Below are 16,084 nucleotides of genomic sequence, written 5' to 3'. Positions count from 1 at the left end.
AGTTAGCCGATTCATTGTGGAGAGGCCTCGAGCCAGCGGCTATCCCGAATTGGCAGTACGCGAAGCCGGGTGTAAACACCTAGAAGCCACTTGACCGCTTGTTTGCAAAATCTTTGGCCTATGTCCCAACATCCCATTTCGGCAATCCACCCGCCAGCCTCGGCAGCGGGTGGCCGCGCCATGGGGTTCGAGTCGGCCATCTACGCCGACGTGGACGAGCAGGCTGCGGCCCTCACGGGGTGGAACCAGTCCTACTTGCAGTTGTCGGGCGGAGGGTTTCGGGGTGCTATCCAGCGCGTGGATCTGGGACCGGTACGTTTGTTCATGGAAGGGCTGGAATCCACCGTGTACCAAAGCGGTCAACTGAAAGCTGGTGTGTTGGCACTGGGTGTGCCGCTGCGCTGTGATGGCAGCAGTGTGTTTTGCGGTTCACAGAGTGACCGCAATGCCTTGCATGTGTTTTCGGGTCAGTCGGGGTTTGAGTTTCGAACCGGAAGCGACCACGTGATGATGGGGCTGGAGCTGGACCCCGTGCTGAGCAACACCTTGTACCCATGGGGCCATGGCGCATTGGCAGGCAGCCAAGCAGGTCTAAGGGCGACCGACCCAACGTGCTTGGAAGGTTTGCGACAGGTCATGCTGATGCTATTCGAAACCGCACACACCGCGCCTGCCATGTTTTCGTTGCCAGCTCTGCGTGCAGGCATGGTGGATACCCTGGTGGAGAAAGTGGCAGCGCTGAACCTCGCATCGTGTACCAATGAGGTTGCGCACGATGTGCATTGGCTGCTGGTGCAACAAGCCCGCGCCCTGCTGCAAGGGCAATTGCAACAGCCCCCCACCGTGGGTGAGCTGTGCCAGCAATTGGGGGTCAGTCGCCGCACCTTGCAAAGTGCGTTTCAGCGCATTCTTGGCATCAGCCCCTTGGCCTACCTGCGTGCCATACGGCTGGGCGCTGTGCGCCAGGCCCTCAAGACCGCGAGCTCTGTGACGGAAGCCGCCACCGACATGGGCTTCTGGCACTTTGGCCACTTCGCCAAGGACTATCAGGCCATGTTCGGCGAACTGCCCTCGCAGACCCACAAACGCTGCGCGCCACCGCTGCAGTAGCGCAGGAAAGGGCGAATCAGCGGAACTGGTCGGCCTTGTAGTAACCCGAAGTCACCAGCGCAGCGCGCCAATTTTCCAAATCCACTTTCAGGGGTTTCAGCAGGAAAGAGGGCACCACTTTCTGACCGTTGTTGTAGGTCTTCTCGTCATTGATGGTGGGCTTTTTCCCGGACAAGATGGCATCCACCATGGTCGTGACCACCTGGGCCAGCTCACGGTTGTCCTTGAAGACCGTAGATGACTGTTCATTGCGGATGATGGAGCGCACAGAGGGCATTTCTGCATCTTGACCAGTGACCACCGGTAGCGGCTGACCGCCCTGGCCGTAGCCGGCTTTCTTCATGGCGGTGATCAGCTCCATGCTGATGCCGTCATAGGGCGAGAGCAGGGCGTCCAGGCGTTGCTTGGCGTAGTACTTGTCCAGGATCTGCGTGAGTCGGGCACGCGCCACCGAGCCGCTCCAGCGCAGGGTGGACACCTTGTCCATGCCAATCTGCCCCGAGCCGACAACCAGCTTGCCCTTGTCGATGTAGGGCTTGAGCACGGACATGGCGCCGTCGTAGAAAAAGAAGGCGTTGTTGTCGTCGGCGGAGCCACCGAACAGCTCGATGTTGAAGGGGCCCTTGCCCTTGTCCAGCCCGAGGCGCTCGATGATGTCTGAGCCCTGCAGCACGCCAACCTGGAAGTTGTCGAAGGTGGCGTAGTAGTCCACGTGGGGCGTGTCGCGAATCAGGCGGTCATAGGCTATGACCTTGATCTTTTTCTCGGCAGCTTTTTGCAACACGGGGGCGAGCTTGCTGCCGTCGATGGCGCCGATGACCAACACCTTCATGTCGCCGGCCTTGAGCATCTCTTCGGTCTGCGCGATCTGCGTGGCGATGTCGTCGTTGGCGTACTTCAGGTCGGGGCGGTAGCCCAGCTTGTCCATGGCGCGCACCATGGCCAAACCGTCCACCACCCAGCGCTGGGACGTGATGGTGGGCATGAGGATGCCCACGCCACCTTTGCTGTCGATCTGTGCGTGGGCCCAGGGCATGGACCCCAACAACACTGCACTTAAAAAGAACCGTCGTAGGGGTCGCATGCCTGTCTCCTCGTTATTGTTTGAATCAGGCGAGCGTGTAAGCGGTTTTGACGGTGGTGAAGAACTCGGCGGCGTACTTACCTTGTTCACGGGGCCCGTAACTGGAGCCCTTGCGCCCACCGAAGGGCACGTGGTAGTCCACCCCCGCTGTAGGCAAGTTCACCATCACCATGCCTGCCTGGCTGTGGCGCTTGAAGTGGGTGGCGTACTTGAGGCTGGTGGTGGCGATGCCGGCCGACAGGCCAAAGGGCGTGTCATTGGCAGTGAACAGGGCTTCTTCGTAGTCCTTTACGCGGATGACGCTGGCCACCGGGCCAAAGATTTCTTCGCGGTTGATGCGCATGGCGGCGGTGCTGTCCACCAGCAGGGCGGGGGCCATGTAGTAGCCGTCGGTGCCACGGCTTAGGCGTTCACCGCCTGTGAGCAGGGTGGCGCCCTCGGCCTTGCCGATTTCCACATAGGAGAGGTCTTGCTCCAGCTGGGGCTGCGAGGCCACGGGGCCGATGTCGATACCGGCTTCCAGGGCGTCACCCACCTTGATGGCGGCCATGCGCTTCTGCATGGCTTCGATGAAGGCGGGGTAGATCTTGTCGGTCACGATGAGGCGGCTGGACGCGGTGCAGCGCTGGCCGGTGGAGTAGAAAGCACTTTGGACACTCAGCTCGACCGCCACATTGAGGTCGGCATCGTCCAGGATGACTTGGGGGTTCTTGCCACCCATCTCCAGCTGGACTTTCTTCATGTGGCCGGCGCAGGCGGCTGCAATGCGCTGGCCCACGCCGACGGAGCCGGTGAAGCTGATGGCAGTGATGCCGGGGTGGTTGACCAGGGCGTCACCAATCACGCGGCCGGGGCCCATCACGAGGTTGAACACGCCGGCAGGGATGCCGCTGCGGCTAATGATGTCGGCCAAGGCCCAGGCGCAGCCGGGCACGAGGTCGGCAGGCTTCAGCACCACGCAGTTGCCGTAGGCCAGCGCAGGGGCGATCTTCCAGGCTGGGATTGCGATGGGAAAGTTCCAGGGGGTGATGAGGCCGATGACACCCAGCGGCTCGCGGGTGACTTCCACGCCGATACCGGGGCGCACGGAGGGCACGGTTTCTCCGGCCAAGCGCAGGCATTCACCGGCGAAGAACTTGAAGATGTTGCCAGCGCGGGCGGCTTCGCCAATGCCTTCTGCACGGGTCTTGCCTTCCTCACGGGCCAGCAGGGTACCGAGCTCTTCCTTGCGGGCGAGGATTTCGGAGCCGATCTTGTCCAGCGCATCGGCGCGGGCCTGGATGCCACTGGTGGACCAGGCTGGGAAGGCTTTTTGCGCGGCGGCTACTGCTGCATTAAGCTGGGCCACGTCCGCCTGGGCGTATTCGCCAATAACGTCTGCGAGGTTGCTGGGATTGAGGTTGGGCGCGTAGCTGGTGCCGGCGACCCATTCGCCATTGATGAGGTTGTTGTGTTGCGTCATAGGGTTGAAAGCGCGGTCCACGCGCCGTTGGTTTGACTGGAACGCACAGCGGCGGCCACAAAGCGAATGCCTTGCAGGCCGTCGGTAGCGTTGGGGAAAAAGAGGGACAGGGGATCTGCCGTCTGCCCGCTGCGCCGCGCAGCAATGGCGTCCGACGCATCGGTGTACAGATTGGCAAAGGCTTCGTGAAAGCCTTCAGGGTGGCCCGCCACGATGCGTGAAGCACGCGCGGCCAGCGGCAGCGTGCCGGGGCCGTTGGGCGTGCGCACCTGGGCGGGGGCATCCAGTGGCTTGAATTGCAGCACCTGCGGGTGTTCCTGGTGCCACTCCAAGCTGCCTTTGGAGCCGCTCACGCGAATGCGCAAGCCGTTTTCCACGCCTGCCGCGGCCTGGGTGACCCAGAAGCTGCCGCGCGCGCCATTGCTCATGCGCAGCATGGCACCTGCGTAGTCATGGGTGACACGGTCAGGCACGATGCTGCCGACATCAGCGGCCACCTGGTCGACCTCCAGCCCCGTGATGAAACGCAGCAGGTTGTGCGCATGGGTGCCGATGTCGCCGAGAACGAGCGAGGGGCCTCCGCGCGCGGGGTCTTCTTTCCACGCACGGCGACCGGGGCCGGGTTTGGCCCGACCACCTTGCACGTACTCCACTTGCACCAGCCGTACCTCACCAAGTTCGCCAGCCATGACCATGGCCTTGGCTTGGCGCACCATGGGGTAGCCGGTGTAGTTGTGGGTGAGGCAAAACACCAGACCGGTAGCCTGCACCCGCGCATGGAGTGCCTCAGCTTCGGCCAGGGTATTGGTCATGGGCTTGTCGCAAATGACATCCAGCCCGCGCTCCAGCGCCTGCATGGCAAAGGCGAAGTGGCTGTCGTTGGGCGTCATGATGGCGATGACTTCCGCGCCGTCGGGGCGCCCAGCCTCGGCATCGATCAGGGCCTGGCCGCTGGGGTAGCAGCGGTCTTGCGCGACCCCGATGCCTTGACCTGTGATGCGGGAGCGCTCGGGGTCCGATGACAGGGCGGCAGCCACCAGCTCGTAGCGGTCATCCAGGCGGGCCGCTTGGCGATGCATGGCGCCAATGAAGGAGCCCGGCCCGCCGCCGATAACGGCCAGGCGCAGGCGGCGGCCCAAGAGCTTGAAAACGGTGTTTTCCGACATGGGGCCTCCCCGTGGGTAGTTGGTTTACTTGCCCCAGCGCAGAACCATGGGGTCCAGGCGCTTGGCGGTATCGAGCAAGCCTTCGCGCACTGCGGAGTGCATGGCTGGGAAGGGGTGGCGGCCTGCCTCGCTGGCAATCACGCCGCCGGCCTTCATGAGCGCTTTGGCGGTCAGGATGCCGCCTTGGCGGTTTTCGTAGTTGATGAGCGGCAGCCACTTTTCGTAGTGGGCTGCTGCTTCGTCACGCTTGCCTGCTGCATAGGCGTCCACAATCTTGCGGATGCCGTCGGGGTAGGCACCACCGGTCATGGCACCTGTAGCACCGGCGTCCAAGTCAGGCATGAGGGTGATGGCTTCTTCGCCATCCCAGGGACCTTCGATGGCGGCACCGCCCACGCGGATGAGTTCGCGCAGCTTTGAGGCGGCACCCGCGGTTTCGATCTTGAAGTACGCAACGTTCTTGATTTCCTGGGCCATGCGGGCCAGGAAGGGGACCGACAAGGGCGTACCGGCCACGGGCGCGTCCTGGATCATGATGGGAATGTTGATCGCGTCAGACAGGCGGGCAAAGTACTCGTAGATCTGTGCCTCTGGCACCCGGATGGTGGCCCCGTGGTAGGGCGGCATGACCATGACCATGGAAGCACCCAACTGTTGGGCCAAGACGCTTCGCGCGATGGTGATGTCGGTGCTGAAATGGGTGGTAGTGACGATCACCGGCACGCGACCCTTGACGTGTTCGAGGATGGTGCGGGTCAATGTCTCGCGCTCGGCATCACTGAGGACGAACTGCTCGGAGAAGTTCGCCAGGATGCAAAGGCCGGTGGAGCCGGCTTCGATCATGAAATCAACGCAGCGTTTCTGGCTCTCCAGATCGAGTGCGCCAGCGTCATTGAAGGTTGTCGGGACGACAGGAAACACGCCCTTGTAGCGGGCGTTGGCAGCAGTAAACATGGTGGTTCCTTATTTGTTCTTGTTGTAGACGTCGAAGCAGACGGCAGCCAGCAGCACCAGACCCTTGATGACCTGTTGCCAGTCAATGCCAATGCCCATGATGGACATGCCGTTGTTCATGACGCCCATGATGAAGGCGCCAATGACGGCGCCCAGCACCTTGCCCACGCCACCAGAGGCAGATGCACCACCGATGAAGCAAGCTGCAATCACGTCGAGTTCAAAGCCCAGACCCGCCTTGGGCGTGGCCGTGTTGAGTCGGGCCGCGAAGATGAGGCCGGCCAGCGCCGACAACACACCCATGTTGATGAAGGTGTAGAAGGTCAGGCGTTCGGTGCGGATGCCGGAGAGGCGTGCAGCCTTCTCGTTGCCGCCCAGCGCGTAGATACGGCGGCCGATGGTGGTCTTGGAGGCCACAAAGTCGTAGGCCAGCATCAGCAGCAGCATGACGATGAGCACGTTGGGCAGGCCCTTGTAGGACGCCAGCAGGTAAGTGAAGGCGATGATCATGGCCACGAACACTAGGTTTTTCACTGCGAAGATGGCAAGCGGTTCGTTTTCCATGCCATGCTGTGTGCGGCCAGCACGGTCACGCACCTTGGCCACCAACATGGCAAGGGCAATCAGCAGGCCCAACATCAACGACGCGATGCGCAGGGTCTCGCCTGAGAAGGGGTCGGGAATGAAGCCCGTGCTCAGCAACTGGAACTCGGGCGGGAATGGGCCTACAGATGCGCCCTCAAGCACTGCCAAGGCCAGGCCCTTGAAAACTAGCATGCCAGCCAGCGTAACAATGAATGAAGGTATCTTGTAGAACGCCACCCAGTAACCTTGGGCTGCGCCGATGACACCCCCCAAGACCAGGCAAACCATCGTGGCGGGCACGTAGTGCCAGTTGTAGTTCACCATCAGAACCGCGGCTACAGCACCAATGAAACCGCATACGGAGCCAACCGAAAGGTCGATATGACCCGCCACGATGACCAGCAACATGCCCAGCGCCATGACGATGATGTAGCTGTTCTGCAGGATCAGGTTGGTCAGGTTCAGCGGCTGGAACAACGTACCGTCCGTCTTGGCCTGGAAGAACACCATGATGATGACCAGGGCAATGAGCAGGCCGTATTCACGCAGATTGTTTTTCAGGAACGCGGCAACGCCTCCGCTGCTCGCCGGGGTTGCACCTGTGTTGGGGGTTGCCATTTCAATTCACTCCTGATGTCACGATAGATCGCATAATTTTTTCCTGGGTTGCCTCGGCAGCGGGAAATTCCGCCACAAAGGCACCCTCGTTGAGCACGCAGATACGGTCGCACATGCCCAACAGCTCCGGCATTTCGCTGGAGATCATGAGCACGCATTTGCCCTCGGCGGCCAACTGCGCAATGATGGTGTAGATCTCGTACTTCGCACCCACATCAATACCGCGCGTGGGTTCGTCGAGGATGAGCACCTCAGGTTCGGAGAACAGCCATTTGCTGAGCACCACTTTTTGCTGGTTGCCACCCGACAGGTTGACGGTGCGCGCAAATACGTTGGGGCTGCGGATGTTGAGCTTCTTGCGGAAGTCCTGCGCGACGCTGAACTCCTGGCCCTCATCCACGACAGCGCGTTTGGCTACCGCCGGGAGGTTGGCCAGCGTGGTGTTCCAGGCAATGGTTTCGTCCAGCACCAAACCGTAACCCTTGCGGTCTTCGGTCACGTAGGCGATGCCATGGTTGATGGCCTTTTGCACCGTGCTGGTGTCGACTTCCTTGCCATGGAGCATCACCTGCCCACTGATGTTCTGGCCATAGGTACGACCGAAGATGCTCATGGCCAGTTCGGTGCGTCCCGCGCCCATGAGACCGGCAATGCCGACGATCTCACCGCGCTTGACGTGCAGGTCCACGCCCTTGATGACCTTGCGATCAGCGTGTTCTGCATGGTGCACGGTCCAGTTCTTGACCTCGAACACCTTGTCACCGATGTTGGGCGTGCGCCGGGGGTAGCGGTCGGCCATCTCACGGCCCACCATGTTGCGGATGATGATGTCCTCATTGGCCGGACCTTCACTGCAATCCAGCGTGGCCACGCTGGCGCCGTCACGCAGTACCGTGATGGCATCGGCGACCTTGGAAATTTCGTTGAGCTTATGTGAAATCAGGATGCAGGAAATGCCTTGGCGCTTGAGCTCCAGCAGGAGTTCGAGCAACGCATCACTGTCCTTTTCGTTCAGGCTGGCGGTGGGCTCGTCCAGGATCAGGAGCTTCACTTCTTTGGACAGGGCTTTGGCAATTTCGATCAGCTGCTGCTTGCCCACACCCAGGTTGGTGATGAGCGTGTTGGGCGACTCCTTGAGCCCGACCTTCTGGAGCAATGCCTGGGTCTTGACATAGGAGGTGTTCCAGTCAATGACACCGGCGGCATTGGCCTGTTCATTGCCCAGGAAGATGTTTTCCGTAATGGAGAGCAGCGGCACCAGGGCCAGCTCTTGGTGGATGATGATGATGCCTACCGATTCGCTGTCGTGAATGCCCTTGAACTTGCATTCCTGACCTTGGTAGTGGATCTCACCCTCGTATTCGCCGTAAGGGTACACACCACTGAGAACCTTCATCAGGGTGGATTTGCCGGCACCGTTTTCTCCAACGATAGCATGGATCTGGCCAGGCAGCACTGTGAGGTTCACATTGCTGAGGGCCGTCACGCCATGGAATGTCTTGCGCATTCCGCGCATTTCTAGAATTGGCTGGACCATGTTGCCTCAACTTGGTTCACTCGAACCCGGGAAGAATGTAAAAAGCCCTGTGCTTTGTGGGCACAGGGCCTCTTTTTACTCGTAACTCGTTTACTTGAGTTGCTCTTCCTTGATGTAGCCGCTGCCGACCAGGACTTGCTTGTAGTTGGACAGGTCTACAGCCACGGGCTTGAGCAGGTAGGAAGGAACGACCTTGACCTTGTTGTTGTAGGTCTTGGTGTCGTTGATTTCAGGCTGCTTGCCGCTCATGACGGCGTCCACCATGTTGGCGGTAACCTTGGCCAATTCGCGGGTGTCCTTAAAGATGGTGGAGTACTGTTCCTTGCGAATGATGGACTTCACGGAAGGCACTTCAGCATCTTGACCGGACACGAAAGGCATAGGTTGTGCTGCGGTGCCGTAGCCCACGCCCTTCAGCGCAGACAAGATACCGATGGACAGACCGTCATAGGGAGACAGCACAGCGTGGACCTTGTCCTTGCCGTAGTAAGCGCTCAACAGGTTCTCCATGCGGGCCTGTGCCACTTGGCCGTCCCAACGCAGGGTAGCCACCTTTTGCATGCCGGTTTGCTTGGAGCGAACCACCAGCTTGCCAGACTTGATGTAGGGGTCCAGCACGGACATGGCGCCGTCGTAGAAGAAGAACGCGTTGTTGTCATCCGCAGAGCCACCGAACAATTCGATGTTGAAAGGTCCCTTGCCTTCTTTCAGGCCCAGTGCCTTTTCCAGGGATTGGGCTTGCAGAACGCCCACTTGGAAGTTGTCGAACGTGGCGTAGTAGTCCACGTTCTTGGAGCCAACGATCAGGCGGTCGTAGGAGATGATCTTGATGCCCTTGTCAGCAGCCTTTTGCAGCACGTTGGTCAGGGTGGTGCCATCGATGGCAGCAATCACCAGCACCTTGGCGCCCTTGGTGATCATGTTTTCGATCTGGGCCAGTTGGTTCGGGATGTCGTCTTCTGCGTACTGCAGGTCGGCCTTGTAGCCTTTGGCTGCCAGTGCGGCGACCATGCTGTTGCCGTCGCTGATCCAGCGGGTCGAGCTCTTGGTGGGCATGGCTACGCCGACCAGGCCTTTGTCCTGCGCGTTGGCAACGGTGCCACCGAAAGCCAGGCCAAGGGCCAAGCTGGCAACCAGGGCCTTCAGGGTGCTTCTACGTGCTGTCATGGGATGTCTCCTGTGGGATTAACAAATTTTTAACTAACTCGGGTCTTTGCCAGGTCGGCGCAGAGCCCGGATGATAAGGATGTGATAGATTAATTTCTAATATAGTTTGCAGCTGTTTCGATACGTAAACACAGATTGGTGGTAACCCTGACATGACGAACTACACACACTGGTTCTTGCGCGCTCGCCTCAAAACGCGGCAGTTGCTGCTACTTGTTGCACTTTCTGAAGAAGGAAATATCCACCGAGCGGCACAGGTCCTGAACATGACACAGCCCGCGGCATCCAAGCTCCTCAAGGATCTGGAAGACGTACTAGGGGTTTCACTGTTCGAGCGCCTGCCCCGCGGCATGCGCCCCACCTGGTATGGCGACACCATGATTCGCCACGCCCGTGCGGCGCTGGCCAGCCTGAACCAGGCGCACGAAGAGCTGCAGGCAGCCAAGAGCGGCCAATTCGGCCAAGTGAATCTGGGGTCCATCACCGCCCCAGGTCTGGCGCTGTTGCCGCCCACGGTGGCAGCGGTCAAGCAAGCCCACCCCAATCTGCACATCACCATCCAGATTGAGCCCAGCAACGTGCTGATCGAGCGTCTGAATCGTGGCACGCTGGACATCCTGGTGGGGCGGCTCTCGCCGGAACACGACAAGGCTGCGCTGCGCTACGAGGTCGTGACGGACGAACCGATCTGCGCCGTGGCGCGCCCAGGCCATCCGCTGCTCACCGCCATCAAACCCAGCCTGGAGGACGTGTTCCAGTACGGCTGGATCGTCCCTCCTGCTGGCAGCATGCTGCGCCACCGCTTTGACCTGATGATCCAGGAGCTGGGCTTGCAGCCCCCGACCAACAGCGTGGAAACCAGCGCCATGCTGTTCATCAGCAAGATGATGCAGCAAAGCGACATGGTCAGCGTGATGGCGGTCGACGTGGCGCGCTATTACGCCAACCACGGCCTCATGTCCATCCTACCGGTGGCGCTGCCGCTGGACATGGAGCCTTTCGGCTTCATCACGCGGCGCGACCGCTTGCTCTCACCCGCAGGCGAGGTGGTGCTGCGCGCCCTCAAGGCTTCGGCCATGACGGTCTACGGCAAAGAGTTTTCCTTCCCGCCCGCCCCTTGATCGGCCAGCGGACGGTTATCAGGACCAGCCGGCGTCCACCTTGAATTCCTGGGCGGTGCACATGGCGCCGTCGTCCGACGCCAGAAACAGCACCATGCGGGCAACGTCCGAGGGCTTGAGCTTGTCGGGCAGGCACTGGTTGCGCTGGATTTCGGCCTCGCCGGCCGCGTCCAGCCACATGCTGATCTGGCGCTCGGTCATGACCCAACCTGGCGAGACGGTGTTGACCCGAATACGGCTTGCTCCCAAGCTATCGGCTAGGCCTCGTGTCAGGCCGTTGACCGAGGATTTTGCAACCGCGTAGCAGGGGTACCCACTGCCTTTGGTCTGCCACCCTGTAGACCCCAAATTGATCACCGAACCACCGCCCAGCCGGCGCATGCCCGGAACCACCGCCTGGATGGCGAAGAAGGCGGGGCGCTGGTTGACCGCCATGCGCTCGTCCCAGTATTCGGGTGTAACCGACTCCAGGGTATGGCGGTCATCGCGAGCGACGTTGTTCACGAGCACCGAAAAATCACCCAGAGCGGCCTGAGCGTCTGCAACGGCCTGCTGCAAGGCCGGGACATCCCGGACATCGCATCGCTGCCACCACACCGTGGAGCCTTGGGCACGCAGGGACTCTGCCAGGGCGTCGCTGGGACCGGCAGCCACATCCACAAAGGCCACCCGCGCGCCTTGGTCGGCAAACGCACTGACCATGGCAGCGCCGATACCGGTACCCCCTCCCGTAATAAAGATGTTTTTACCCTGCAAGCTGGGGAACCTCGCCAAGCTAGAAACTGCCGACATATTTTTCCTTTTTCATTGATTGCAATTTAGATATATAAATTGCTAGTTAATTCATTTTCTATTATCACTGTGCATTGTTACGATGCCGGCTGTCAAGAACTGGAGGAAATTCCTCCGCATACAAAGAGGCAACCTATGAGTTCCGAAAAGCCCCCATTCCGCCGCAGCCACGCCTGGTTCGGCCGTCAAGACCGCGATGGCTTTGTGCACCGCAGCTGGTTGAAGAACCAGGGCTATCCGCATGACCTGCTGGACGGTCGTCCCATCATTGGCATTTGCAACACCTGGAGCGAATTGACGCCTTGCAATGGTCATTTCCGTGAACTGGCCGAATTCGTCAAACGCGGCGTGTACGAAGCCGGCGGCTTCCCACTCGAATTCCCCGTCATGTCCCTGGGCGAAACCCAGCTGCGCCCCACGGCCATGCTGTTCCGCAACTTGGCCTCCATGGATGTGGAAGAAAGCATCCGTGGCAACCCAATTGACGGCGTGGTGCTGCTCATGGGCTGCGACAAGACCACCCCCTCGCTGATGATGGGCGCCGCCAGCTGCGACCTGCCAACGATCGGCCTCTCTGGCGGCCCCATGCTCAATGGCAAGTTCCGCGGCAAAGACGTGGGCTCCGGTACCGGCGTCTGGCAAATGTCTGAAATGGTGCGCGGCGGTCAGATGACCATGCAGGAGTTCACCTCCTGCGAGAGCGATATGCACCGCTCCAGCGGCACCTGTATGACCATGGGCACCGCCTCCACCATGGCCAGCATGGTCGAAGCCTTGGGCATGGCCTTCCCCGAGAACGCTGCCATTCCTGCTGCCGACACGCGCCGCAAGCGCCTGGCCCAGCTCACCGGCCGTCGCATCGTGGAAATGGTCAAGCAAGACATCAAGATGTCCCAGATCATGACGCGCAAAGCGTTCGAAAACGCCATCCGCACCAATGCGGCCATCGGCGGCTCCACCAATGCCGTGATTCACCTGCTGGCCATCGCCGGCCGTCTGGGCGTGGACCTGAAACTGGAAGACTTCGACAAGCTGGGCTCGGAAGTGAACAACATCCTGAACCTGCAACCGTCCGGCCAGTACCTGATGGAAGACTTCTGCTACGCCGGCGGCCTGCCTGCAGTCATGCGCGAAATCTTGCCGATGCTGCATGGCGACTGCATCACCGTGAACGGCAAGACCATCCGCGAAAACGTGGAAAACGCCCCCTGCTACAACCGCGAAGTCATCAAGACGGTGGAAGAGCCCTTCATGCCCGCAGCCGGTATTGCCGTGGTCCGCGGCAACCTGGCACCAAACGGTGCCGTGATCAAGCCGTCTGCCGCCTCCAAACATCTGCTGCACCATCGCGGCCGTGCGGTGGTGTTCGAGTCCATCGAAGAGTTCCACGCGAAGATCGACGACCCAGATCTGGACATTGATGAAAACTGCATCATGGTGCTGAAGAACTGCGGTCCGCGCGGTTATCCGGGCATGGCCGAAGTGGGCAATATGCCCCTGCCGCCCAAGGTGCTCAAGAAGGGCATTACCGACATGGTGCGCATCTCCGACGCGCGCATGAGCGGCACTGCCTACGGCACCACCGTGTTGCACACCAGCCCCGAAGCGGCCGCCGGTGGCCCACTGGCGGTCGTGCAAAACGGCGACATGATTGAGCTCAATGTGGCCGAGCGCAAGTTGCACCTGGAAGTATCGGACGAAGAACTGGCGCGCCGGCTGGCCGCCTGGCAAGCGCCCGAGAAACCCAAGCGCGGCTGGTACAAGCTCTACGTCGAAACCGTGCAACAGGCCCACCTGGGCGCCGACCTGGACTTCCTGGTCGGTGGCAGTGGCGCCGGAGTCCCACGCGACTCGCACTGACATGTCTGCGGTGTTGCAGGCAACACCACCCCAGTACTGCCCATTGCCTGCAGTGCTGGGAGACGTTCGCAGTGCTTGGAGTGCCCAGGCGCTACGCGGCGCAGCACCCATCTGGTCAGCCCGCGAGTCTGCGCTGTACTGGGTGGACTCGGCCAGCCACCAGCTACACCGCTTTCAGCCCGCGCAACGATTGCGCGACAGTTGGTCTTTGGGGCAATCGGTGAGCGCCATTGCCGAACGGCGAAACCATGCAGGCTTGCTGCTTGCCTTGCGCCACGAGTTGGCATTCTTCGCTCCTGACACTGCGCGCTTGGAGCTGCTCCACCGGCCCGAACCTGCGCAACCGAACAACCTGATGCAAGTGGGGCTGTGCGATACGCATGGGCAGTTCTGGTGCAGCACAGCATCAAACAACAACCAGGCCTCGACGGGTGCGCTCTATCGCTATGCCGGAGGGTCCCGCTGCACGCGAATGGTGCCGGGCATGGGGGCTATCACAGGCTTGACCTGGACTCTAGATCAGAGAACCTTGTTACTGTCCGACCCGTCTCAGCAACGGATTCGCGCGCATTCGCTAGACGCCCACGGACAGCTTGGACCCGCTCAAACTTGGCTGGCATTGCCCCGGCTTGAGAGCATTCCCCAAGGAATGTGCACCGATGCCGTCGGGCGCATCTGGCTCGCCAGAGCGGGCTCTGGAGTCGTCACTTGCCACCACCCAGAAACCGGGCACGAACTGCTGCGCATCCGCATTCCAGCGGCCCATGTGACGGGGTGTACCTTCGGAGGTCCATATCTGCGCACACTCTTTGTCACCAGTGCCTGCCCGCCAGCAAGCGCCGGTATATTCAATGAGCCGCTGGGCGGCGCACTCTTTGCCGTGGAGGTAGACAGCCCTGGATTGCCAGCGCATTTATTTGCAGGTTAGGTGAAGTTGCCCCACTAAAAATACGAGGAGACACGGGCCATGAAATTCGAAAATCTCAGGATATCCACGCGCTTGATCAGCGTCATGGGTTTGTTGACTGCGCTGTTGGTTGGGGTGGTGGTCGTTGCCATCCTGCAAATGCTGGCAATGCGCGGGAATACGCAGGACATCACGGGAAACTGGCTTCCCAGTATCGAGCAGGTGGGTAACTTGCGCTCCAACATTGCGGAATTGCGTGCGCTGGAGAGCCAGCACGTGCAAAACAGCGATGAAACTGCAATGGAGCGCATCAACAAGGTCATGGTGGAGGCTTTAGGCACTATCGAACAAGTGCGCAACGAGTACGCCAAATTGATTGACAGCCCGGAGGAAAGGGCTATTTACGACTCTTTCGAAGCTGAATGGAAAAAGTACCTAGAACAGCATGCCCAGTTGGTGGATTTCTCGACCAAACGCGACAAGTTCCCTGCCCGAAAGTTGCTGGAAAACGAGTCCAAGGTCACCTATGACAACATTAAGGCGGCGATCAAGAAGCTGACCGACCTGAATCATTCTGGTGCGGTAACTGCCAGCAACAATAGCGACCACAGTTTCACCACGGCTCGAAGCGCCATGCTTGTGGCGCTACTGGTCGCAGTCATCGCCGCAGTCGTGGCCGCAATGTGGCTGATTCGTTCCATCACCGGCCCCATCAACACCGTCGTCAGTGTGGCGAGCAGAATCGCCGAGGGCGATTTGTCGCAGCCTATTCATGCGCATTCCACAAATGAGACAGGGCAATTGTTGATGGCGCTGGATCGCATGCAAATCCAGTTGGCGAGTGTGGTCGGGCGGGTCCGCAGCGGCAGCGAATCGGTGGCCACCGCCAGCGCCGAAATCGCCCAAGGCAACCATGACCTCTCCGCCCGCACCGAGCAACAAGCCAGTGCGCTGGAAGAAACTGCCGCCAGCATGGAAGAACTCGGTGCCACCGTGCGCCAGAACGCCGACTCCGCCTCCCAAGCCAACCAACTGGCCATGAGTGCTTCTCAAGTCGCCATTCAGGGCGGTGAAGTCGTGGGCCGCGTCGTCGAAACCATGAAAGGCATCAACGAAGCCAGCCGCAAGATCAACGACATCATCAGTGTCATCGATGGCATCGCCTTCCAGACCAACATCTTGGCGCTTAACGCCGCGGTGGAAGCCGCCCGGGCGGGCGAGCAGGGCAGAGGTTTTGCCGTGGTTGCTTCGGAAGTGCGTTCTCTGGCCGGACGCAGCGCAGAGGCCGCCAAGGAGATCAAAAGCCTCATTGGTGACAGCGTCTCCCGTGTGGAGCAGGGCAGTGCGCTGGTCGACCAGGCCGGTGCAACCATGAGCGAAGTCGTGGCCAGTATCCGGCGTGTGACCGACATCATGGGCGAAATTTCTGCTGCCAGCAGTGAACAAAGCGCCGGGGTGGCGCAGGTGGGAGAAGCCGTGACCCAGATGGACCAGACCACGCAGCAGAACGCGGCACTGGTGGAGGAGATGGCGGCGGCGGCCAGCAGCCTCAAGAGCCAGGCCAGCGACTTGGTGGGGGTGGTGGCAGTGTTCAAGCTGGGGGCGGCGCACAACAACACCGCCGCAGAACCCGTGTGGACGACCGCGGCTCCGGCGTTGGCAGCCCAATCTCCGGCCTTGCGCCTGGGCATGGGGCGCTAATTTCTATTCAAATATGGCTT

The 16,084-nt window shown here is 60.6% G+C and carries 13 protein-coding genes; 5 read left to right on the top strand and 8 right to left on the bottom strand.

The window, feature by feature from the left end; all coding sequences use genetic code 11:
• Window positions 1-120 precede the first annotated feature (120 nt).
• Window positions 121-1,110: a helix-turn-helix domain-containing protein gene (locus CHU94_RS02975; RefSeq protein WP_094476609.1), complete on the top strand. Its 990-nt coding sequence runs from the start codon at window positions 121-123 to the stop codon at window positions 1,108-1,110.
• A gap of 16 nt (window positions 1,111-1,126) precedes the next feature.
• On the opposite strand, the gene chvE (CHU94_RS02970) is transcribed toward CHU94_RS02975, so the two are convergent.
• The 7 genes from chvE (CHU94_RS02970) to chvE (CHU94_RS02940) form a co-directional block, all read right to left on the bottom strand.
• Entirely contained in the window at window positions 1,127-2,194 is a 1,068-nt protein-coding gene (gene chvE, locus CHU94_RS02970) for a multiple monosaccharide ABC transporter substrate-binding protein (protein WP_094476607.1), read from the bottom strand.
• A 25-nt stretch (window positions 2,195-2,219) separates the two neighbouring features.
• Window positions 2,220-3,656, bottom strand: coding sequence for an aldehyde dehydrogenase family protein (locus tag CHU94_RS02965; RefSeq protein ID WP_094476605.1), 1,437 nt, complete (start codon window positions 3,654-3,656; stop codon window positions 2,220-2,222).
• Window positions 3,653-4,822: a Gfo/Idh/MocA family protein gene (locus tag CHU94_RS02960; protein WP_094476603.1), complete on the bottom strand. Its 1,170-nt coding sequence runs from the start codon at window positions 4,820-4,822 to the stop codon at window positions 3,653-3,655. Before CHU94_RS02960 ends, CHU94_RS02965 begins: the two co-directional genes overlap by 4 nt.
• Window positions 4,823-4,846: 24 nt before the next feature.
• Window positions 4,847-5,776, bottom strand: a complete 930-nt coding sequence (locus tag CHU94_RS02955) for a dihydrodipicolinate synthase family protein (RefSeq protein ID WP_094476601.1) — start codon at window positions 5,774-5,776, stop codon at window positions 4,847-4,849.
• A gap of 9 nt (window positions 5,777-5,785) precedes the next feature.
• Window positions 5,786-6,979 (bottom strand): multiple monosaccharide ABC transporter permease, encoded by a 1,194-nt coding sequence (gene mmsB / locus CHU94_RS02950; RefSeq protein ID WP_094476599.1) that lies wholly within the window; start codon window positions 6,977-6,979, stop codon window positions 5,786-5,788.
• A 1-nt stretch (window position 6,980) separates the two neighbouring features.
• Complete coding sequence (gene mmsA / locus CHU94_RS02945; RefSeq protein WP_094476597.1) at window positions 6,981-8,516, bottom strand: multiple monosaccharide ABC transporter ATP-binding protein; 1,536 nt, start codon at window positions 8,514-8,516, stop codon at window positions 6,981-6,983.
• A gap of 90 nt (window positions 8,517-8,606) precedes the next feature.
• Window positions 8,607-9,683 carry a multiple monosaccharide ABC transporter substrate-binding protein gene (gene chvE, locus CHU94_RS02940; protein ID WP_094476595.1) on the bottom strand — a complete coding sequence of 359 codons (1,077 nt, stop codon included), beginning with the start codon at window positions 9,681-9,683 and terminating at the stop codon, window positions 8,607-8,609.
• A gap of 152 nt (window positions 9,684-9,835) precedes the next feature.
• Between chvE (CHU94_RS02940) and CHU94_RS02935 the strand changes: the two genes are divergently transcribed.
• On the top strand, window positions 9,836-10,804 hold the full coding sequence (locus CHU94_RS02935) for a LysR substrate-binding domain-containing protein (protein WP_094476593.1): 969 nt from the start codon (window positions 9,836-9,838) through the stop codon (window positions 10,802-10,804).
• Between the two features lie 18 nt (window positions 10,805-10,822).
• Here CHU94_RS02935 and CHU94_RS02930 read toward each other — a convergent pair whose 3' ends face one another.
• Entirely contained in the window at window positions 10,823-11,596 is a 774-nt protein-coding gene (locus CHU94_RS02930) for an SDR family NAD(P)-dependent oxidoreductase (protein ID WP_094476591.1), read from the bottom strand.
• Window positions 11,597-11,731: 135 nt separating this feature from the next.
• Here CHU94_RS02930 and CHU94_RS02925 point away from each other — a divergent pair, with 135 nt between their 5' ends.
• From CHU94_RS02925 to CHU94_RS02915, 3 genes are read left to right on the top strand one after another with little or no spacing between them, the layout of a single operon-like run.
• Window positions 11,732-13,456 (top strand): IlvD/Edd family dehydratase, encoded by a 1,725-nt coding sequence (locus tag CHU94_RS02925; protein WP_094476589.1) that lies wholly within the window; start codon window positions 11,732-11,734, stop codon window positions 13,454-13,456.
• A 1-nt stretch (window position 13,457) separates the two neighbouring features.
• On the top strand, window positions 13,458-14,384 hold the full coding sequence (locus CHU94_RS02920) for an SMP-30/gluconolactonase/LRE family protein (protein ID WP_141211369.1): 927 nt from the start codon (window positions 13,458-13,460) through the stop codon (window positions 14,382-14,384).
• A gap of 39 nt (window positions 14,385-14,423) precedes the next feature.
• On the top strand, window positions 14,424-16,064 hold the full coding sequence (locus tag CHU94_RS02915; protein WP_094476585.1) for a methyl-accepting chemotaxis protein: 1,641 nt from the start codon (window positions 14,424-14,426) through the stop codon (window positions 16,062-16,064).
• The last annotated feature ends 20 nt before the right edge of the window (window positions 16,065-16,084 follow it).

The sequence above is a fragment of the Rhodoferax sp. TH121 genome, from assembly GCF_002251855.1.
GTDB lineage: Bacteria > Pseudomonadota > Gammaproteobacteria > Burkholderiales > Burkholderiaceae_C > Allorhodoferax.
The sequence above is the reverse complement of the archived record's forward strand: the minus strand, read 5'-3'. Positions and strand labels throughout refer to the sequence as shown.

What these genes read in the sequence shown, in the direction of transcription:
- CHU94_RS02975 (WP_094476609.1), top strand. Translation starts at nt 121, where the DNA reads ATGTCCCAACATCCCATTTCGGCAATCCACCCGCCAGCCTCGGCAGCG.
- chvE (WP_094476607.1), bottom strand. Translation starts at nt 2,194, where the DNA reads ATGCGACCCCTACGACGGTTCTTTTTAAGTGCAGTGTTGTTGGGGTCC.
- CHU94_RS02965 (WP_094476605.1), bottom strand. Translation starts at nt 3,656, where the DNA reads ATGACGCAACACAACAACCTCATCAATGGCGAATGGGTCGCCGGCACC.
- CHU94_RS02960 (WP_094476603.1), bottom strand. Translation starts at nt 4,822, where the DNA reads ATGTCGGAAAACACCGTTTTCAAGCTCTTGGGCCGCCGCCTGCGCCTG.
- CHU94_RS02955 (WP_094476601.1), bottom strand. Translation starts at nt 5,776, where the DNA reads ATGTTTACTGCTGCCAACGCCCGCTACAAGGGCGTGTTTCCTGTCGTC.
- mmsB (WP_094476599.1), bottom strand. Translation starts at nt 6,979, where the DNA reads ATGGCAACCCCCAACACAGGTGCAACCCCGGCGAGCAGCGGAGGCGTT.
- mmsA (WP_094476597.1), bottom strand. Translation starts at nt 8,516, where the DNA reads ATGGTCCAGCCAATTCTAGAAATGCGCGGAATGCGCAAGACATTCCAT.
- chvE (WP_094476595.1), bottom strand. Translation starts at nt 9,683, where the DNA reads ATGACAGCACGTAGAAGCACCCTGAAGGCCCTGGTTGCCAGCTTGGCC.
- CHU94_RS02935 (WP_094476593.1), top strand. Translation starts at nt 9,836, where the DNA reads ATGACGAACTACACACACTGGTTCTTGCGCGCTCGCCTCAAAACGCGG.
- CHU94_RS02930 (WP_094476591.1), bottom strand. Translation starts at nt 11,596, where the DNA reads ATGTCGGCAGTTTCTAGCTTGGCGAGGTTCCCCAGCTTGCAGGGTAAA.
- CHU94_RS02925 (WP_094476589.1), top strand. Translation starts at nt 11,732, where the DNA reads ATGAGTTCCGAAAAGCCCCCATTCCGCCGCAGCCACGCCTGGTTCGGC.
- CHU94_RS02920 (WP_141211369.1), top strand. Translation starts at nt 13,458, where the DNA reads ATGTCTGCGGTGTTGCAGGCAACACCACCCCAGTACTGCCCATTGCCT.
- CHU94_RS02915 (WP_094476585.1), top strand. Translation starts at nt 14,424, where the DNA reads ATGAAATTCGAAAATCTCAGGATATCCACGCGCTTGATCAGCGTCATG.